This window comes from Leifsonia williamsii (genome assembly GCF_030433685.1).
Classification (GTDB): Bacteria; Actinomycetota; Actinomycetes; order Actinomycetales; family Microbacteriaceae; genus Leifsonia; species Leifsonia williamsii.
The window spans coordinates 3,522,879-3,542,363 of sequence record NZ_JAROCF010000001.1 but is presented as its reverse complement, the minus strand read 5'-3'; the positions used below and the strand labels follow the sequence as shown (position 1 = coordinate 3,542,363).

Annotated in this window: 16 protein-coding genes; 11 read left to right on the top strand and 5 right to left on the bottom strand. The window is 72.5% G+C overall.

Features of this window, described 5'->3' with window-relative positions:
- Positions 1–8: 8 nt before the first annotated feature.
- Genes P5G50_RS16775 through P5G50_RS16760 form a run of 4 tightly spaced genes read right to left on the bottom strand, consistent with a single transcriptional unit; the run spans position 9 to position 3,619 of the window.
- Positions 9–794 (bottom strand): DeoR/GlpR family DNA-binding transcription regulator, encoded by a 786-nt coding sequence (locus tag P5G50_RS16775; protein ID WP_301212214.1) that lies wholly within the window; start codon positions 792–794, stop codon positions 9–11.
- The gene (locus P5G50_RS16770) at positions 791–1,663 is read right to left on the bottom strand and encodes a class II fructose-bisphosphate aldolase (protein WP_301212213.1); all 873 of its coding nucleotides are present in this window, start codon (positions 1,661–1,663) and stop codon (positions 791–793) included. The genes P5G50_RS16775 and P5G50_RS16770 overlap by 4 nt, the downstream gene beginning before the upstream one ends.
- Positions 1,664–1,722: 59 nt before the next feature.
- Positions 1,723–2,634: a 1-phosphofructokinase family hexose kinase gene (locus P5G50_RS16765; RefSeq protein WP_301212212.1), complete on the bottom strand. Its 912-nt coding sequence runs from the start codon at positions 2,632–2,634 to the stop codon at positions 1,723–1,725.
- A gap of 13 nt (positions 2,635–2,647) precedes the next feature.
- Complete coding sequence (locus P5G50_RS16760; RefSeq protein ID WP_301212211.1) at positions 2,648–3,619, bottom strand: ROK family protein; 972 nt, start codon at positions 3,617–3,619, stop codon at positions 2,648–2,650.
- Positions 3,620–3,760: 141 nt separating this feature from the next.
- Between P5G50_RS16760 and P5G50_RS16755 the strand changes: the two genes are divergently transcribed.
- The 5 genes from P5G50_RS16755 to P5G50_RS16735 all read left to right on the top strand — a co-directional run bounded on the left by P5G50_RS16755 (position 3,761) and on the right by P5G50_RS16735 (position 8,809).
- A complete protein-coding gene (locus tag P5G50_RS16755; RefSeq protein ID WP_301212210.1) occupies positions 3,761–4,201 on the top strand; it encodes a hypothetical protein in 441 nt (146 codons plus the stop codon).
- Between the two features lie 220 nt (positions 4,202–4,421).
- Entirely contained in the window at positions 4,422–5,666 is a 1,245-nt protein-coding gene (locus tag P5G50_RS16750; RefSeq protein ID WP_301212209.1) for an extracellular solute-binding protein, read from the top strand.
- 10 nt (positions 5,667–5,676) lie between these two features.
- The gene (locus P5G50_RS16745; protein ID WP_301212208.1) at positions 5,677–6,633 is read left to right on the top strand and encodes a carbohydrate ABC transporter permease; all 957 of its coding nucleotides are present in this window, start codon (positions 5,677–5,679) and stop codon (positions 6,631–6,633) included.
- Positions 6,630–7,529 (top strand): carbohydrate ABC transporter permease, encoded by a 900-nt coding sequence (locus P5G50_RS16740; protein WP_301212207.1) that lies wholly within the window; start codon positions 6,630–6,632, stop codon positions 7,527–7,529. The genes P5G50_RS16745 and P5G50_RS16740 overlap by 4 nt, the downstream gene beginning before the upstream one ends.
- A gap of 29 nt (positions 7,530–7,558) precedes the next feature.
- The gene (locus P5G50_RS16735) at positions 7,559–8,809 is read left to right on the top strand and encodes a hypothetical protein (protein ID WP_301212206.1); all 1,251 of its coding nucleotides are present in this window, start codon (positions 7,559–7,561) and stop codon (positions 8,807–8,809) included.
- A 46-nt stretch (positions 8,810–8,855) separates the two neighbouring features.
- On the opposite strand, the gene P5G50_RS16730 is transcribed toward P5G50_RS16735, so the two are convergent.
- Positions 8,856–11,396 (bottom strand): LuxR family transcriptional regulator, encoded by a 2,541-nt coding sequence (locus P5G50_RS16730; RefSeq protein ID WP_301212205.1) that lies wholly within the window; start codon positions 11,394–11,396, stop codon positions 8,856–8,858.
- A gap of 187 nt (positions 11,397–11,583) precedes the next feature.
- On the opposite strand from P5G50_RS16730, the gene P5G50_RS16725 reads away from it, so the two are divergent.
- From P5G50_RS16725 to P5G50_RS16700, 6 genes are read left to right on the top strand one after another with little or no spacing between them, the layout of a single operon-like run.
- On the top strand, positions 11,584–13,215 hold the full coding sequence (locus P5G50_RS16725; protein ID WP_301212203.1) for a hypothetical protein: 1,632 nt from the start codon (positions 11,584–11,586) through the stop codon (positions 13,213–13,215).
- Positions 13,212–15,029 (top strand): DUF4012 domain-containing protein, encoded by a 1,818-nt coding sequence (locus P5G50_RS16720; RefSeq protein WP_301212202.1) that lies wholly within the window; start codon positions 13,212–13,214, stop codon positions 15,027–15,029. The genes P5G50_RS16725 and P5G50_RS16720 overlap by 4 nt, the downstream gene beginning before the upstream one ends.
- A gap of 57 nt (positions 15,030–15,086) precedes the next feature.
- On the top strand, positions 15,087–15,662 hold the full coding sequence (locus P5G50_RS16715; protein ID WP_301212200.1) for an LAVTG motif-containing sortase-dependent surface protein: 576 nt from the start codon (positions 15,087–15,089) through the stop codon (positions 15,660–15,662).
- Positions 15,659–16,198 (top strand): arsenate reductase/protein-tyrosine-phosphatase family protein, encoded by a 540-nt coding sequence (locus P5G50_RS16710; RefSeq protein WP_301212199.1) that lies wholly within the window; start codon positions 15,659–15,661, stop codon positions 16,196–16,198. The genes P5G50_RS16715 and P5G50_RS16710 overlap by 4 nt, the downstream gene beginning before the upstream one ends.
- Positions 16,195–17,652, top strand: a complete 1,458-nt coding sequence (locus P5G50_RS16705; RefSeq protein ID WP_301212198.1) for a sugar transferase — start codon at positions 16,195–16,197, stop codon at positions 17,650–17,652. The genes P5G50_RS16710 and P5G50_RS16705 overlap by 4 nt, the downstream gene beginning before the upstream one ends.
- A complete protein-coding gene (locus P5G50_RS16700) occupies positions 17,652–19,484 on the top strand; it encodes a WecB/TagA/CpsF family glycosyltransferase (protein ID WP_301212197.1) in 1,833 nt (610 codons plus the stop codon). Before P5G50_RS16705 ends, P5G50_RS16700 begins: the two co-directional genes overlap by 1 nt.
- Position 19,485: the final 1 nt, after the last annotated feature.

Genomic DNA, 19,485 nt, shown 5'->3' with positions numbered 1-19,485 from the left:
TCCTCCCATCACGCGACGATCACCTCGAAGCCCTGCTCCACGAAGGCGGCCCGCTGCTCGGGGCTGATGCCGTCGTCCGTGATCAGGGTCGTCAGCACCTTCGGGCCGCCGAGCGTCGCGAACGCCTTGCGGCCGATCTTGCTCGAGTCCGCCACCACGACGGCGCGGGTCGCGCGGCGTGCCATCAGCGCGTTCACGCTCGCCTCTCCCTCGTCATGCACCGTCGCACCGACGACAGGGTCGATGCCGTTCACGCCGATGAACGCGATGTCGAGCGTGACCTTCTCGAGCACGACGTCGCTGTACGGCCCGACGAGCTCGTACGACCGCGCGTGCACGACGCCGCCCGTCATCACCGTCTTGATCTGCGGCCGCATCACCAGCTGCGCCGCGATGTTGATGGCGTTGGTGACGACCGTGAGGGTGGGATGCGGCGACGGCTCCATGAGATCCGGCCGCGCCCCCAGCACCGTGGCGACGGCGGTGCTCGTCGTGCCGCCGGCCAGCCCGACGACCGAGCCGCGCGGAACGAGCGCGCTCGCCGCCTGCGCGATCCGCAGCTTCTCGGGCGCGTGCTGCTCGCGCTTGTACCGGATGGGGAGGTCGTAGGCGACGGACTGGCCCACCGCGCCACCGCGGGTGCGGGTCAGCAGCTGCTGGGAGGCGAGGGCGTCGAGGTCGCGCCGCGCGGTCGCGGCCGAGACGTCGAGCTTCGCCACGATGTCGTCCACCTCGATCTGACCGGACTCGGCCAGCAGGTCGAGCACGGCGTTGAGGCGCTCCGCTCTGTTCATCGCTGTGCGGTCTCCGTTCCGCCCGCCGCGCGGGCGGCCACATCGAACAACGTCATCAGGCGCGCCGCCTCGCCGGTGGCCGCGGCCCGCGCCTCCCGCACGTACGCGCGTGGGTCCACGGTGTCCGGATGGGCCGCCAGGTGCGAGCGGACGGCGTCCGTGAAGAACCGGTTGAGGTGGGTGGAGACGTTGACCTTGGTGATGCCGGAGCGCACCGCCGCCTCGATCGTCCCATCGGCGACCCCGCTCGACCCGTGCAGCACGAGGGGGACGGGCACCTCGCGGCGCAGCAGCTCCACCAGCGACAGATCCAGCTCAGCCGTGCGCTCGGTCATCGCGTGCGAGCTGCCGACCGCCACCGCCAGGGCGTCGACGCCCGTCTCGGTGACGAACCGGCGCGCCTCCTCCGGGTCGGTGCGGACGCCCGGCGCGTGAGCGCCGTCCTTCCCGCCGATCTCGCCGAGCTCGGCCTCGACGGCCACCTCGCGGGCGTGGGCGTACTCGACGACGCGAACCGTGGCCTCCACGTTCTCCTCATACCCGAGCCGGGAGCCGTCGTACATCACCGAACCGAACCCCAGGTCGACCGCGTGCAGCGCCAGCTCGGGGTCCTCTGCGTGGTCGAGGTGGACGGCGACGTGCGCGGGGGAGTCGTTCGCGAGCGCCAGCGTCGCGCGACCGATCGGGTCGAGTCCGCCGTGGTACCGCACGCAGTTCTGCGAGATCTGCAGCACCACAGGCCGGCCCGTGCGCTCGGCGGCGCCGACCAGGGCTTCCGCCGTCTCGAGCAGGATCACGTTGAAGGCCGCCAGGCCGGTGCGCCGCGCGGCGGCCGTGTGCAGCAGCTCGAGGGTCGGGACGAGGGGCATCGGTCCTCCGTGGCGGTGTCGGTGGCGGTCTCGGGTGGCGGTCTCAAATGGGCGGGCGGTCAGTCGAGGACGACGCGCTCCTCGTAGGCGGCGTAGGCGGGGTCGAGTTCGCCGGCGAGTGGAGCGACGACGGCCGCCGCCGACCAGGCGACGGCTCGGCACAGCAGCACCGCCGGATCGTCCGTGCCGTCGGCGAGGCAGGACGCCACCGCCGCCACAGCCGCGTCGCCCGCGCCGGTGGCGTTGCCGGTGAGGCGTCGGTCCAGCCGGGCATGCAGCACATCGGCGCCGCGGCGCACGGCGAGCATCCCGTCCGCGCCCAGGCTGACGAGCACGAGGGCGGCGCCCGCGTTGAGGAGCACGGAGGCGCCCGTCACCGGGTCCGCCTCGCCGGTCGTCTCGGCGAGCTCGCGCCGATTGGGCTTCAGCACGGTCGGTCGGGCCTCCGCCGCCAGCAGCAGCGCCGGGCCCGTGGCGTCCATCACGCTCGGCAGCCCGCGCTCGGAGGCGATGGCGACCAGCCCGGCGTAGAACGCATCAGGGGTGTCGGGCGGGAGGCTGCCCGAACCGACCACGCAGGTCGCCGGGAGTGCGAGGCGTGCGGCCGCATCGTTCAGGGCCGTCCACTCGGCGGCGGAGAGCGCGCCGCCGGTCTCGTTGAGGACGGTGGTCTCCCCGCCCCGCTCGTCCACGATGGCGATGCTGGAGCGGGTCGGCGCCTGCACCGTCACGAGCTCGTTCGGGACCCCGCTCGTTTCGAGGTCATCGGCCAGCCGGACACCGGAGGCGCCTCCCGCGGTGGTGAGCACGAAGGAGGCCGCGCCGGTCTGCTGCAGCACGCGCGCGACGTTCAGCCCCTTGCCGCCGGCGCGGACGGCCGGGGGTGCGACGCGATGGGTCTCCCCGGTCTCCAGCGCGGAGACGCGGTAGGTCAGGTCGATCGCCGGATTCGGCGTCACGGTGAGGATCACGCGGCGGTCCCCCTCACGATGCCGCCTGCACCGCGGGCGCGCCCAGCAGATCGCGGGCGCGCAGCGCGGCGCCGATCAGCCCGGCGTTCTCGCCGATGCTCGCCGGCAGGAGCGCAGGACGACGGTGGAAGGTGAGGATGCCGTCCAGCCGCTCGCGCAGCGGCTCGAACAGCGCGGGGCCCGCCTGCGCCAGTCCGCCGCCGATCACGATGGCCTCCGGTGCGAGGAGCGCCACGGTGTGGGAGAGATCGAGCGCGAGCGCGTCGAGGGCGCTGTCCCAGACCGCGCGGGCGTCCGGGTCGCCGGCCTCCGCGCGCTCCAGCACCTCACGGGCGCCGGGCAGCGACGCGCCCGTGCGGGCGTTGTACCGGCGGGCGATCGCCGCCGCCGAGGCCACCGCCTCCAGGCAGCCGATGCCGCCGCAGGCGCAACGCGGGCCGTCGGCCACCCGGGAGTGGCCCATCTCGCCCGCCATGCCGCCGCCGGTGTAGAGCCTGCCGTCGATGAACACCGCACCCGCGATCCCGGTGCCGATGGCCATGACGACCACGTCGCGGTACGGGGCTGCTGCACCCAGCCGGTGCTCCGCCTCCCCTGCTCCCCGCACGTCGTGGCTGAAGGACACCGGCAGGTGGAGGGCCGCTTCTGCCCGGTCCCGGAAGGGGAAGTCGCGCCAGCCCAGGTTCTCCGCGAAGACGCCGACGCCGGCGTCGTCGTCGACATGGCCGGGGACGAGCAGTCCGGCGGCGGCGGGCGTGACGTCGGGATGGCGGTCCCGGAACCCGTCCGCGAGACGCGCGACGGCCTCCACGACCGCCTCTCCCGTCCGGTCGCCGTCGAGCGGGGTCGGGCGGCGCAGCACCTCGACCAGCCGGCCGGAGGCGTCGACCAGCGCGGCCTTCATGTCCGTGCCGCCGACGTCGACGGCGAGCACCGGCTCGCCGGGGCCGAGCGGCTCGGGGGCGGGGGAGGGAGGAGTCGCCACGGACTCAATGATTGCGGATGATCGAATGCGCTGTCCAGTGATCAGCTTCGAGCGTATGCACCGATGCTCAGTCTTTATGGTGCGATTCTCAGGTGTCAGGTTTAGTATCAGGAATACCAGACCCATCACTCTAGGAGCATCATGACTCTCGCATCCGCGCGCCCGACTCTCCGGCGCCGTCTGCTCACCACCGTCGCCGCGGCCGGCATCGCGCTGACCGCCCTCACCGCGTGCACCGCGCCGAGCGCAGACGCGAAGAGCGGATCGACGTCGTCCAAGGTCACGACCGCGCCCGGCACCGCCAAGGGCTATGTCGGCGCCGCCAAGGACGTCACCATCGAGAAGTGCGATGCGTCCAAGTCGCCGGCGTCGTTCTCCGGCACCGTCACCAATCCCGAGAAGACGAAGCAGTCGTACCGCATCTACGTCTCGGTCCTGGCGGGCGACGCCACGCTCGGGATCGCCCAGGTGAACGTCGACGACGTCGAGCCGAAGGCGAAGAAGTCGTGGAGCGGCACCTCGGACTCCGGCGCCGAGAACGGCCGCTGCGTCCTGCGCGTGGAGCGCACCCCCTCCAAGTAGCATCATCGGCGCCCGGCGACCCGTCACAGCAGGACAGGGCCGCCGGGCGCTCTTTTTTCGATGCTTGACGCGCGAAGCCGCAGCGCGCAATGATTTCGACCATCCAATGAGTGCAAGTGATTGTAGGAACGCGAAACAATCACGAAACATCACAGACTGACGCACCGTCGCGCAGGCCTCTTCCGACGACGATTGCGCCATCCGAGAGTGAGGAAAGTCGATGAAGAAGTCCCTGCGGTGGGGAGCGGCGGTCGCGACCGCGGCCGTCGCCACCATGACGCTCGCCTCCTGCGGCTTCGGCGGCGGGAGCTCCGGCGGCTCGTCCGGCGGTGCGCAGACCCTCGACCTCATGGTCGCCAGCTACTCCGACAACACCAAGGCGGAGTGGGAGCAGATCATCAAGGACTTCGAGGCGAAGAACAGCGGCACGAAGGTCAACCTCGACGTCGAGTCCTGGACCGACATCAACAACGTGATCAAGACGCGGATCCAGGCGGGCAAGCAGCCCGACATCCTGAACATCGACGCGTTCGCCGGCTTCGCCGCCGATGACCTGCTCTACCCGGCGAAGGACATCGTCTCGAGCGCGACGCTCGACGACTTCCAGGACGCCTTCAAGAAGAACGCCAGCATCGACGGCACCCAGTACGGCCTCCCCTTCATCGCCTCCGCCCGGGCGCTCTTCTACAACAAGGACTCGTTCTCGAAGGCCGGCATCTCCGAGCCGCCGAAGACGTGGGCCGACTTCGAGGCCGACGCCGCCAAGTTGAAGGCCGCCGGCGTGACGCCGTACGGCATGCCGCTCGGGAGCGAGGAGGCCCAGGCCGAGACCGCGATCTGGTTCTACGGCGCGGGCGGCGGCTACGGCGACGAGAAGAAGCTGACGATCGACAGCCCCGAGAACGTCACCGGCGCGACCGAGATGCAGAAGATCATCGACCAGGGCTTCACGCAGGCGAACCCGGGCTCGACCAACCGCACGCCACTCATGAACGTCTTCATCCAGGGCCAGCTGGGCATGCAGGTCGGCCTGCCGCCGACGGTCGGACAGCTCAAGGACAAGAACCCGAGCCTCCAGTACGGGATCGCGCCCATCCCCACCAAGGACGGCTCCGCGTTCACCCTGGGTGTCGCCGACCACCTGATGGCCTTCAAGAACAAGACCGACAAGACCGACGCGATCAAGAAGTTCCTCGACTACTTCTACTCGAAGGACGTCTACACCAAGTGGGTCACGGCAGAGGGCTTCCTCCCCACCACCAAGTCCGGGGCCGACGCGATGGGCTCGGACGAGACCATCAAGCCGTTCCTCGACCTGCTGCCGAACGCCAAGTTCTACCCGTCGACGAACCCGAACTGGTCGGCAGCGCAGGGCGCCATCCAGAGCCAGATCGGTCAGCTCGGGCAGGGCGCCAAGCCGGAGGAGCTGCTGAAGTCCATCCAGGCGAAGGCCGACGGCCAGTAGCAGCCGCCGCATGAGCCGCACTCTCGAACCGACCCGGACGGGGACGGCCGCCGGCCGTCCCCGTCGCGGGGCTCCCACCCGCCGCACGGGCGGCGCCGCCGACCTCTGGCACGCCGTCCCGTGGACGCTGCCCGCCCTCCTGCTGATCTTCGGCATCGTGCTGTTCCCGGCCGGCTACATGATCTACAACTCGACCCGGCGCATCTCCGTCGCCGGCGTCGACCACGGGTCGGTCGGGCTGCAGAACTACATCACGGTCCTGTCCCGCCCGGAGCTCCCCGGCATCCTGCTCAACTCGCTGATCTGGGTGGTCTCCGTCGTCGTGATCACCGTGGTCATCTCGCTGGCGCTCGCGCAGTTCCTCGACAAGACCTTCCCCGGCCGGCGCTGGGTGCGCATGGCGATCCTCATCCCGTGGGCCGCGAGCGTCGTCATGACGACCACGGTGTTCGTGTACGGCCTCGACCCGTTCTACGGCATCATCAACCGGTTCCTGGTCGACATCCACCTGATCGCGGAGCCCTTCGGCTTCACCAAGGAGCCGGTGCCCGCCTTCCTGTCCTCGATCGGGATCGCGGTCTTCGTCTCGCTGCCGTTCACGACGTACACCCTGCTGGCCGGTCTCGCCGGCATCCCGAGCGACATGATGGAGGCCGCCCGCGTCGACGGCGCCGGTGCGGCCCGCGCGTACTTCAGCGTGACGCTGCCGAACCTGCGACCCGCCATCGCGCTGGCCAGCCTGATCAACATCATCAACGTCTTCAACTCGCTCCCGATCCTCAAGCTGATGACGGGCTCGATCCCGGGCTACAAGGCCGACACGACGACGACGTACGTCTTCAAGCTGCTGCAGAACGAGCAGCGCATCGATCTCTCCAGCGCGCTCAGCGTGATCAACTTCCTGATCGTGCTGGTGGTCGTCGCGCTCTACCTCTGGATCGTCAAGCCGATGAAGGAGGTCTCGTGACCGCGCCGGCCCCTTCCCTCGTCGCCCCGGTGCAGCCCGCACCGAGGCGCCGCCGTTCGCGCGAATCCGGCTTCAGCTGGCGCATCGCCGGCCGCATGCTCGCCGGCCTCGTCATCGCCGTGGTGTTCGTCGCGCCGTACCTGATCATGCTGATCGGCTCGTTCAAGAGCCGCGACAACATCCTCGCCGTGCCGCCCACGTACCTGCCGACCGAGTGGCACCCCGAGAACTACCTCACGATGTGGTCGACGCCCGAGACGCCGCTGCCGCTGAACCTCATCTCCACCATCGTGATCGCGGTGTGCGCGACCGCGCTGGTCCTCGTGGTGTGCGTGCCGGCCGCGTATTACACGGCCCGGTTCCGCTTCCCGGGGCGCGGCGTGTTCCTCTTCCTCGTCGTGGTCACGCAGATGCTGCAGCCGACCGTGCTCGCCACCGGCCTGTTCAAGGAGATGGTGGCCCTCGGCATCAACGACACCTGGCTGGCCATGATCCTGATCAACGCCGCCTTCAACCTGGCGTTCGCCGTCTGGATCATGCACACCTTCTTCGCCGGCGTTCCGAAGGAGGTGGATGAGGCGGCCCAGCTCGACGGCGCCGGCAAGTGGGCGGTGCTGTTCCGCGTGCAGCTACCCCTGGTCTGGCCCGGCATCGTGACGGCCATCATCTACACGTTCGTCGCCTCCTGGAACGAGTTCGCGGCCAGCCTGGTGATCCTGTCGACGGATGCCAACCAGCCGCTCTCGGTGGCGCTGACCAAGTTCGTGGGCCAGTACGACGCGGCGTGGCAGTACGTCTTCGCCGTGTCGGTCGTCGCGGTCATCCCGGTGGTCGTGCTGTTCATGCTGATCGAGAAGCGGTTGGTCGGAGGTCTCACGGCGGGGAGCGTCAAGTAGCGGCTGCCGGGGTACCATCCACAGACGAGATGACTGCTGGTTCCACGAGAGCGGCCCCCGGCGCGCCGACCCTGCCCACCCCTCCGGCGACGGGGATATCGCACCTGCGCCTGCTGGGTCGCGACGTCCCGTGGTGGGTCGCGATCCTGGGCGTCTACGTGGCGTCGCGCGTGCTCACGACGATGCTGATGCTCTCGCTCTACGTGGCCTCGACGATCGGGGGCTGGGAGTCGGCGGACGAGCGCTCGTCGCCCGGATTCTTCGGGTTCTCGAGTATCTGGGACGGCTGGTACTACAGCCGGATCGCGCAGGTCGGCTATCCGGCCGACCTGCCGACCGACGGCGCGGGCAACGTCGAGCAGAACCCCTGGGCGTTCCTCCCGCTCTACCCGCTGCTCGTGCGCGCGCTGATGACGGTGACGGGCCTCCCGTTCCCGGTGGCCGCCGTCACGCTCGCCGTGCTCGCGGGCGCGGGCGCCGCACTGGTGCTGTACCGCGTGGTCGCGGTCAGGGCCGGGGGCCTGAGCGGGCTGTGGGCGACCGCGTTCTTCTGCTTCGGGCCCCTGTCGTTCGTGCTGCAGCTGGCGTATGCCGAGAGCCTGTTCTTCCTGCTGATGTTCGCGGCGCTGCTCGCGATGATCACCAGGCGCTATGCCGCGATCATCCCGTTCGGTGTCGCTGCGGCGTTCACCAAGCCGGGGGAGCTGGCCATCCCGCTCGCACTCGGCATCGTCTTCCTGGTGCGCATCGTCCGCGCGCGCCGCGGCGGGGAGGTCTTCCGCCGCTCCGAGCGGCTGTCGATGATCATCGCAGGAGTCGTGACGGCGGCGGCGGGCCTGGCGTGGCCCTTCATCGCCCAGGCGGTCACCGGCTCGCCGGGCGCCTACGTGGAGACCGAGCTGTCCTGGTGGACCGGTTTCATCGGGCGGGTGGCGTTCGTGCCGCTCACCCCGTGGTTCCTGTTCACCTGGCGCTACGCCAGCTTCGCCGGTGCGATGCTGGTCATCGCGGCGATCCTCGGTTACATCTGGCTGCTGCGCCGACCGACCGTGAAGGCGCTCGGCACCGAGATCATCGCCTACGCCGCCAGCTACGCGCTCTACCTCTTCGCGGTCTTCCTGCCGCAGCAGAGCCTGTTCCGGCTGCTCATCCCGCTGGCACCGCTGGCTGGCGCACGCGGGTTGACGCACTCGCCGCGCGCCCGCACCATCGTCCTCGTGGTCGGGATCGTGCTCCAGCCGGTGGCGCTGATCCTGCTCTGGTTCATCGGGTATCCGTGATGGATGGGCGGCGCCGCAGCGGCGCCGCCCATCGCAAACGCGTGGCTCAGGCGGCCAGGGAGCGCACGTAGGCGGCGAGCTCGCCGCGGTTGGCCGTTCCCGTCTTCCGCATGATGCGGTGGAGGTGGCTCTCGACCGTGCGCACGCTCAGCACCAGGCGGGAGGCGATCTGCGGATTGCTCAGGCCGCCGGCGACGAGGCGCGAGATCTCGCGCTCGCGCCCGGTGAGGTTCACCGCCGTGGCGTTGAAGCGTGTCGCGTCGAAGGCGCGCCGCGGCAACCGGGCGATGAACGCCTCGCGCTCGGCGTCGACCTCGGCGGCCTCCTCCGTCTCCCCGAGGGCTCGCAGCCGCTCGGCCGCCAACCGGTACGCGAGCACTCCGAGACCGGAGCGACCGGTCGCCTGGAGCCGCGGGATGACCGCGCGCAACTCCTCCGCGGAGCCGGTGTCCCTGGCCTGCAGGAAGGCGAAGTGGGCGCCCAGATGCTCGGACTGCATGCCGGCCAGCCACTCGTCGGCGAGGTCGGAGAGCATGCCGTCCGGCGTGACCTCGATGGCGTTGAGCAGCGACCAGACGGCCCAGAGCTCGACGCCGTCCTGGTGCATGTCCTCCGCGTGGTCGGTGAGGGTGCGCGCGGCTTCCGCCATCCTGCCGCGGTAGGCGAGCAGCTGGGCCGTGCTCCAGGCGGACGCGACACGGCCCATGACGGAGCCCGAACCGGCGGAGGCCGTGATGCGGGCCTGCCGGTGCTCGCCCGAGGCCGCATCGCCGCGACGCGCAGCGGCGAGGGTCGCCAGCGCGAGGATGCCGAGCTCGTCCGACCGGTCGAGCGGCCCCGCGTCGCCGAGTGCGAGGATGCGCGACAGTGATTCGTCGGCCGCGGCGTACTGGCCGCCGATCACCTGGCAGAGACCGCTGACGAACCCGTGCGCGCGGATCGCGGCGGCGTCGAGCGCGGACCAGGCGGCGCGCAGCCCCCGGGCGGCATGCGCGGAGGCCTCGGCATGCCGGCCCTCGCCGAGCAGGAGGAAGCCGTGCAGCGCGGCGAGCCGCTGGTCCAGAGGAAGCGGCAGCGCGTCCCGCGCGCGCTGGCACTCGCGGGCGTCGGTCAGGCGACCGCGGGCCACGAGCACGTGGACCCTGGCCTCGAGCAGGGCCGCGGTCACCTCGTCCGGAAGCCCGTCGGATCGTGCGAGGCGCTCGTCGGCATCGTCGGGGACGCCGCGGAGCTCGACCTCGAGCGCGACGGCGGCAGCCTGTGCGATCCCCGCGAACTCGCCCAGTGCCGACGCATCCCGGCGGAGCTCGCTCAGTGCGACATCGAGCGATGCCCCCTGCTCCACGCGCCAGCGGGCGTGCAGAGCGGCGAGCCGTGCGCAGTCTGCCGGGTCGCCGTCGACGGCGAGGGCGTCGGAGAACGCGCTGCCGACGACGTCGGCGCCTGCGCCGTCGGCGAGCAGCGCCGTGATGCGGGCGACGGCGGTCGTCGCGTCGGGCGTGCGGCTCCAGCGCGCCTCGGCGGCGGCCCGCGCCTCTGCGGCGCGCGAGTGGACGAGGTGCACCAGCAGCGCCTGGTCGTCCGTCGAAGGCTCGGCACCGAGGGCTGAGCGCCCACCGGTGGCTCCGAGGCCGCCGTCGAGCAGCCGGCGGACGCCCTCCGATGCGGTGGTGCGGCAGTGGGCGGCGAGGAGGGGCGGCATCAGGGTCGCGATCCGGCGGTCGCCGACCACGGCGATGCGGGCGACGCCGTGCGCCTCCAGTCGGCCGACGGAGGCGGCGCCGCGGAGGGCGATCACCGTCTCGAGATCCGCCGTCCCGAGGAGAGCCAGCACCTCGGCGGTCGCGCGGTCCTCCGCATCGAGCCCGTCGAGAAGGCGCTCGGCGAAGCCGGTCAGCGACGGGCTGCCCAGCGCGCCGGACGCCGACCAGGAGCCGTCCCGGTTGATCAGCCGGCCCTCCCGTCGACCCGCGTCCACCAGGGCGGCAGCGACGCCGACCACGCCGCCGGACTCCGCGAACAGCCGGCTCATCGTGCGCGGGTCGACCGGCCCCTCGAGGCGGTCGGAGACGGCCGCGGTCAGCTCGTCGAGGCGCAGCGGAGAGAGCTCGACCGTGTACGAGCCGCGCCCGGTGGTGCGGGCGCGCGGCCCGCGCAGCGCGCGGACGACAGGCACGCCCACCAGGTGCGCGGCCGCCTCGACCGCTCCTGCGGAGAAGTCGTCGAGCAGGTCGGCGTCGTCGACGACGATCACGCCGCGGACCCGGTTGAAGGCGGACGCGATCGCGTCGATCGCCGCCTGCAGCGGCGGGGATGACCGGCGCTCGGCGGCGCTGCCGCCGTAACCGGCGAGCTGCGCAGCCGCGAGCGGCATCCCGGAGAGCGAGGGGAGGCCGTCGATGCGGACGACCGCGTGGTTGGAGCGGGTGAGGGTGGCGGCGATCGCGTCGAGGACAGTCGATCGGCCGCTGGAACGCGTGCCGACGACATCGAGGTCGGTGCCGGAGGCGAGGACCTCCTCGGCGAGGGAGAGGACGGCGGCGCGGCCGGCGAGGGCGGCGGAGTGTGCGGGTCTGATTTCGGGCATGGCCAGTCGTTGGTAGGAGTCGGGATTGTTGTCACTAGAATGTCAGATTGAAGTGCAATACTCAAAACACCGAGTTCGCACACCGATCGAGGACCCGATGATCACCTCCACTCCGCTACACACGCCCTCCCTCACCCTCCTGCGCCCTGCAGAGGGGCCGCGGTTGTCGCGCCGACAGGCGGATAGCGTGCTGCGACGCAGCCGGGGCGTGCAGGGAGCGACGGAGGCGGTTCTGCTGGCCCTCCCCGCCGACGAGCCCGTCACCGACCGGGCCGTCGACCTCGCGTTCGCGCGTGCCGCCGCGGCGGTGGCCGACGAGGCGGCCTCTCGACATGCCGCCGCGTGGCCGGCACTCTCCGACAAGCTCGCCGGCGTCTCGCTGCTGACCGAGCCGCTTCGCACGCTGCTGCGTCGCTGCGAGCCGCAGGCCGACGCCGTGCTCGATCACCTCGTCGCCCTCGGCTGGGCCGAGCGCGCGGAGCGGGCGGGCGAGCCCGTGATCCTCCTCGCGGAGCTCCCCTTCGTGACGTCGTCATGCGAGAGAGGGGCGGAGGAGGCCGGCCGCTGGACGGCTACCGTCCGCTCCGAGTACGCGCGCATCGGCGCCGACCACGAGCTGGCCGCCGACCTCGCCGACGCCGGCGCGCACAACGAGCTGCGGACGCATCTGCGCCGTCGCTATCCCGAGCTGCTCCGTGACGCCCCACGCCTCGCCGGGGTGCTCGCGGCGCTCCCCGCCGACGAGGTCTGCGGCGACCCGTGGCTCGTCGTCGTCGAGCGGCTCTGCGCCGAGGCCACCGGTTCTCCTGCCGTCCCGCGCCGCGTCCGCCGCCCGGTCGCCGCGATGGCGCCGCTCGACCGGTGCTGGCTGCAGGCCGGCCGGGTCCGGCTCGAGATGGCGGACGGCTCCTTCACCAAGGCCGTCGCAGAGGCGAAGGCGCTCAGCCGCCTCCTCGACCAGGTCGACGCCCCCGACGACGAGGCGGCGGAGCTCTGGCTGCAGAGCGCACTGCCGCTCGTGCACACCGGCGATCACGCCGGCGCGGCGCACCGGCTGCGCGGTGCCGCAGCACTCGCGATCGCGGCCGACCGACCGCATGTCGAGGCGCAGGCGACCGGGCTGATCGCCCTCAGCGCCGCGCTGCGCGGCGACCTCGCCGTGGCGGCGCAGGCGCTCGCCGCGCTGCCGGCGAACGCCGACGACGCCTGGCTCGTGCCGGCCCAGCTGGCGCGCAGCCTGGTTCTCGTGGAGGCCGGACTCGCCGACCAGGCAACCGACGTGCTGGCCGAGGTCGACGCGACCGGCGCCGGCGCGTTCTGGGCGGTCCGCGGCGCGATCGGCACCCGGGTCGCCCTCCAGCGGGCGACGGCGGCCGACGGCGCCGTCGACGCGTCGGCTCCCGGACGCGCACTCGACGGCCTCGGCCTGGCCGAGCAGCTCCATACGAGCACCGTCGCCAGCAATCACGACCGCGGGCTGCTCGCCGCGGGCGTGGCGCTCCTCCAGCTCGCCGTCGGCCGGCCGGCGCTCGCCTGCGCCGCTCTCACCGGCTTCGACGACGGGCGCGAGACCACGGCCTGCGCCCGCGCGCTGATCGACCTCGCTGAGGGGCGCCGACAGGATGCCGCGGCGGTCGTCGAGCGGCTGGACGCCCGCCGCCTGCTGCCGGTCACCATCGTGGAGGCCGCGGCCCTGCGCGCGCTGAGCGCGCCAGACGAAGCGGCCAGGAGGGCCGCTCTCGGACGCGCTGTCGCGATCGCCGGACGCTGCGGGCTCTCCCGCCGCGCCGAGCAGATCCTCCGTTTGGGTTCGCGGTGAGCCGCAGCGCAGCGGTGTCCGGCGACCGTCGCGCCCGCAACCTGCGCCGTAGCCGCCGTCTGGTGCTCGGCTGGGTGGGGGCCTTCCTCCTGCTGGTGGTCGCCGCCGCCGGCTGGATCGGCGTCCGGCTCGCGCTCTCCGCGGGCCAGCTCTCCGCCGTGCCGTCGGATGCGGCACGCGCGATCTCCGCACTGAAGACGGAGGCGGGTTCGCCGTCGGCCGCGGGTGCCGCCGATGAGGAAGCCTCTGCGGTGCGCCGGCTCGACGACCGCCTGCGCTCTGCCGGGTCGTTCATCGGGGACCCGGTCTGGCGGGCGGCGGAGGGGGTGCCGCTGCTGGGCGACGACCTCCGGTCGTACCGTCTCACGGTCGACGGGCTGACCACCGCGGTGCACGACGGCCTCGTCCCGCTGGTCCCCACGCTGTCCGACCTGCCGGGCGCCGTCTCCCTCTCGTCGGGCAGCGTCGACCTCGCGCGGGTGTCCGCAGCCGCGACGGATCTCCGCGCCGCCACCCGGGCGCTGGAGAAGGCGGATGACGCGCTGAGCCAGGCGGACGGTCCCGGCGTCGTCCCGATGCTCGCCGATCGGGCGCGGCAGGCGCGCGACCTCCTCGCACCACTCCGGCAGACCGTCGCCGCAGCGTCCGTCGCCGCCGATATCCTCCCGCACGCCCTGGGCGGCGACGGGGAGCGCCACTATGCACTGCTCCTCAACAACAACGCGGAGCTGCGTGCGAGCGGAGGCATCGCCGGCGCGATGTCCGAACTCACCGCCGACGCGGGTCACGTCGAACTCGGGCGGCAGCTGACGCCGCCGGACGTGAACCGGCCGACGGAGCCCCTGCCGGTGACCGACGCGGAGCGCGCCCTGTTCGGGGATCTTCCCGGGCGCTACCTCCAGGACGTCAACCTCACCCCCGACTTCACCCGCTCGGGCGAGCTCGCCGCCCGGATGTGGGAGCGCGCGCTGGGCCGGCCCATCGACGGCGTGGTCTCGGTCGACGCGGCCACGATCGCCGAACTCCTGCGCGTGACCGGGCCGATCACGGTCGGGGGACGCGAGCTGACCGAGCGGAACGCCACGCAGGAGCTGCTGCGCGAGGTCTACCTCCGGCTCCCGGAGCCGGCCGACCAGGACGCGTTCTTCGCCGAGGTGACGCGCGCCGTGTTCGACCGGCTGCTCCACGGCGGTGTGGACGCGCGGGCTCTGCTCTCGGCGTTCGACTCCGCCGCCGCGCAGGGCCGCATCTCGATCTGGTTCGCCGACGCCGCCCTCCAGCGCACCGTCGCGGGTACGGCGGTCGCGGGCCCCCTGGCGCGCATCGATGCCCACGGAACCCCGGTCGGTGTGTTCCTGGCCGATGCCACGGGCGCCAAGCTCGGCTACGACCTGGAGGCGCGGGTCGCTGCGGCGTCCTGCACGCCCACGGACCGTCGCGCGCACCGGACGATCACCGTGACCGCCACCCTGCGCTCGACGGCGCCGGCCGACATCGCCTCCGCGCCCTGGTACGTGACCGGCGCGGGCGTCACCGACACACCGGTCGGCTCCGTGCGCACCCGGCTGCTGTTCGTCGGCGCCGAAGGGCTCCGCCTGCAGTCGATCGAGCGCGACGGCGCGCCCCTCGGTGTCGTCCCGGCCTCCCTGGCCGGACACGACGCCGGGCAGGCCGCCACGGAGCTCGCACCGGGTGCGTCCACGACCGTGAAGGCCGTGTTCGCGCTGCTCCCCGGCGCGGACGTGACGCTCGACGGTGTCGTCACGACACCGATGGCGCGCCCGGTCGCCACCACGGTCGGCGGCTGCGGCTGACGTGCTCCGTCCCCTGACTTCACCTCTCACATTCATCGCACATGAAAGGCAACACCGATGCGAAACCTCCTTCTGACCGGCGCCGTGGCGCTCGCTCTGCTGCTCGCCCCCGCCGCGGCCGCGAGTGCCGAGACTCCGGGCGGCTACGTCCCGAGCGACGGCATCCACGGCACGATCGACCACGCCGTCGTCGCTCCCGGTGAGACGGTCACCTTCACCGCACCGGCCGGGCGCTTCGCAGCCGACCAGGAGGTCACCGCGTCCGCTCGAGGGATCAGCGGCGCGTCGATCACCCTCGCCTCCACGGTGAGCGACCGCGACTGGTCGATGACCGCGAAGAACGACGGCTCGCTCACGTTCACGCTGCGCATGCCGACGGACGGTCGTGGCGACTACTCGCTGCGGGTGGCCGGTACGGGCGGGGCGCCCACCGACACGTTCACCATCACCGTCGTCCCGGTCGGCGCGTCCGAGGCTCCGGCGGTGTCCGGCTCGGGCGGTGACGGCCTCGCGTCGACGGGGTCGACCGTCGCCGTGTACGCGATCAGCGCCGTCGCGCTCGGGCTCGTGATCGCGGGCGTGCTGCTCGTGGTCGTCCGCCGGCGCCGGAGTGCGCCGGAAAAGTCCGCATGACGGCTCGTCCGACACGGCACACCGGTGTCGGCGGGGCCGCACTGCTCGATGATCCCTTCGGAGCCGTCGGCACCGCGGGCACGGTCTCGCGCGTGCTCGTCGTCTGCACCGCCAACATCTGCCGGTCGCCGGTGGCGGAGCGTCTGCTGGCGCACCGCCTCCGGTCGGCCGGGATCGACGGCGTGCGGGTCGAGAGCGCGGGCCTGCGGGCCCGTTCCGGCCGGGACATGGAGCAGGGGGCGCGCGAGCTGCTGGAACGCCTCGGCGCCGACCCGACCGGGTTCGTGAGCCGCAGCATCCGGGAGGTCGACCTCGCCGGCATCGACCTGGTGCTCACGGCGACGGAGGCGCAGCGGCGGCGTATCGTCGCGACCGAGCCTGCGGCTCCGGCGCGGGTGCGCACGCTCCGCGGCTTCGACGGCGGCGGCGACGTGATCGACCCGTTCGGCGCACCGGAGAGCGCGTGGCGCGAGCTGGAGCTCCAGCTGCTGCCCGCGATCGACGCCGCCACCGCGTGGATCGGGCAGAACCGATGACGCGCGTCGCCGCGTACGTCGCTGACACCGGGGCGACCAGACGCTCCGCAGGCGCCGTGGCCATCCGGCTGCTGCCGGTGACCGATGCGCTCGCCGTCGTCTCGTGCCTGCTGTTCGCGCATCTGGCGCGCTTCGGCGTCGGCAGCGGGCACGACTTCCTGATCGACCGGTTCCGCGTCGACTACTCGGCCGTCACGGCGCTCACCGCCGTCGTCTGGGTGGGCGCTCTGTACCTTCTGCGGCCGCGTGACGCGTTCGCCTTCGGCCGGGGCGCCGAGGACTGGCGTTCCGCCCTCCGGGCGAGCGGCGCCGTGTTCACCGGCTGCGCCTTCCTGACCATGCTGCTCCAGCTCGAACCGTCTCGCGCGTTCCTGCTCTACGCGTTCCCCGCGGGAACGGTCATGGTGCTCGCCTCGCGGTGGGCCTGGCGCCGCTGGGTGCGTCTCTCGGTGGCCGAGTCGCCGCGCCCGACGCTGGTCATCGGCACGGCGGGCGAGGTGGAACGGATCGAGCGCACTCTGCTCGCGGACCCGCTCCACGGTCTGCGCGTGGTGGCGAGCGTCGGCGACAGGAGCGGCGAGGCGATGGCCCCGTGCGACGAGGACTGGTTCTCGGAGGTGAGAGAGACCGCGCGCCTCCACGGGGTGGAGGCGGTCGTCGTCGGCTCGCTGCCCACCCACGCGACCACCGCCTCGTCGGCGGTCGGGCTTCGTCGCCTGGCGTGGGAGCTGGAGCCGGAGGGCGTCCAGCTCCTGCTCGCACCGGGGCTCGAGAGCGTCACGCCGTCGCGCATCGACGTGCTGCACTTCGCCGAGTCGCCCGTCATCCTGGTCAGGCAGCCCTCCTACGCGGGCGGCAAGTACATCGGCAAGCGCGTGCTGGACGTGGTCCTCGCCGTGATCGGTCTCATCGTCACCGCACCGCTGATGGCGGCGGCGGCGTGCGCGATCCGGCGGGAGGACGGCGGCCGTGTGTTCTTCCGCCAGCAGCGCGTTGGCGTCGACGGCCGCCCCTTCACCATCCTGAAGCTGCGGTCGATGCAGGAGGACGCAGACCGCGCACTGCACGGTCTCGCCGCGCTCAACGAGGCGGACGGCCCGCTGTTCAAAGTGCGCGCCGACCCCCGGGTGACACGGGTCGGCCGATTCCTGCGCCGCTACTCCATCGACGAGCTGCCTCAGCTGTGGAATGTGCTCCGCGGCGACATGAGCATCGTCGGCCCGCGTCCGCCGCTGCCGCGAGAGACCGCGCGCTACGAGAACAGCGCCCGCCGGCGACTGCTGGTGAAACCCGGGCTGACCGGGCCGTGGCAGGTCAGCGGCCGGTCCGATCTGGCATGGGAGGAGGGGCTGCTGCTCGACCTCTCGTACGTGGAGAACTGGTCGGTCTCGGGCGATCTGCGGATCCTCGCCAAGACGGTGCGCGCGGTGCTCTCCCGGACGGGGGCCTACTGATGGCGCGGCTCCTGCTCACGGTCGACCCTGACGGCACGCGCCTCGGCGGCCATCCTGTTTTCCGGGGCGACGAGGACGCACTTCTCACCGCGCTGCATGACCTGCACGCGGAGGAGTCACCGCGGCTCGTCGTGACGCCCAACGTCGACCAGGTGCTGCGTGCCGCGGACGATCCCGCCGCTGCGGACGCCTTCTCCGACGCCTCGCTGCTGCTCGCCGACGGCGCGCCGCTGGTCGCCCTCGCGCGCCTCCTCGGTGATGACGCGCTGCGCCGCCACACCGGCGCCGACCTGCTCGACCGGGTGGCCGCGGAGGCCGCCCGGAGCGGTTGGAGCGTCGCGATCGTCGGCGGCCGTCCGGAGGTCGCCCGCGCCGCTGCCGGCAGGCTGCGCGAGAGCCATCCGTCCGCGAAGGTGGACGCCGTCGAGACGCCGGAGCTGCGATCGGCGGACGATCCTGCCGGCGCGGCGACCGTCGAGCGGCTGCGCAGCCTCCATCCCGACATCGTCTTCCTCTGCCTGGGCTTCCCCCTGCAGGAGGCATGGTGGTCGTACTGGCGCGATCGGCTCCCGGCGGCCGTGTACGTCGGAGCCGGGGCCGCCGTGGACTTCGCCGCGGGCGCGCGGTCGCGGGCGCCGCTGACCGTGCAGCGGCTCGGCCTGGAATGGTGCTGGCGGCTCGCGCAGGAGCCGCGGCGCCTCGCCCACCGGTACCTGGTGCGCGGGCCCCGCTTCCTCGCCGTGGCGTCGGAGTCGCTCCGCCACCACTGGCGATCCAGCAGACGGCGGCCGTCGACCGAGCCGCGCGTGCTCCACGCGCTGGACTCGATGGCGCAGGGAGGCGCGCAGCAGGTCGTGCTCGACCTGGCGGCCTGGTCGGCGTCGTCGGGCGTGCCCACCGCGCTGGTCGCGGCCGACGGCCCGCGAGCGTCCGAGGTGCCCGCGACGATCCATTTCGAACGCGCGCCGCACGGCTCGATCGTTCGATACCTTCCTGCGCTGCTCCGTGCGTGCCTGCGCTTCCGGCCCACCGTCCTCCATGCGCATCAGCGCCGTGAGGCGCTCGCGTGCCTCGCCGTCGGAGCGCTGCTGCGGATCCCGGTGGTCGAGCACGCCCACACCGTGCTGCCCGACACCCGGCTGCGCACGCTGTCCTTCCGCACCCGTCGCGTGTTCTCGGTCGGTCCCGCCGTCACGCGGATGCTCACGGAGACCTTCGGCGTCGCGTCCGACCGCGTTCGGACGATCGGCAACCTCGTTCCGCCTGCGGCCAGCACCGGCGACGGTGCGGGTACGCGCGGCCTGCCCCGTACCGGCGTCGTTCTGGGGGTCGGTCGGCTGGAGGAGCAGAAGGACCCTCTGCGCTTCGTCGACATCGTCGCCGCGTCCACCGGCGGCCTCCGCGGTCGGTGGCTCGGCGACGGACCGCTGCGCGGCCAGGCCGAGTGGCACGCGCGCACCGCGAAGGCGCCCGTGGAGTTCCGCGGTCGCATCAGCACCGTGATCGAAGAGATGGACCGTGCGGGTGCGCTGCTGCTCACCTCCCGCTGGGAGGGGACGCCGCTCGTGGTGCTGGAGGCGTTCGCTCGTGGCCTTCTGGTCGTCGCCATCGAGGCGCCCGGCGTGACGGAGCTCGTCGCCGGGCGCGGCGTGCTGCTGCCGACCGACATCGCTGCGACAGAAGCTGCCGTGGCCGTCGAGCAGGCGCTCCAGGCGGACACGTCGGAGCTCCGTGAAGCCGCACGTGCCTACGCCCGGCGACACGCCGACCCCGACGTCGTCTTCCGGCCGGTACTCGAGACATATCACGAGCTCACGGCGGCAGGAGGCTGAC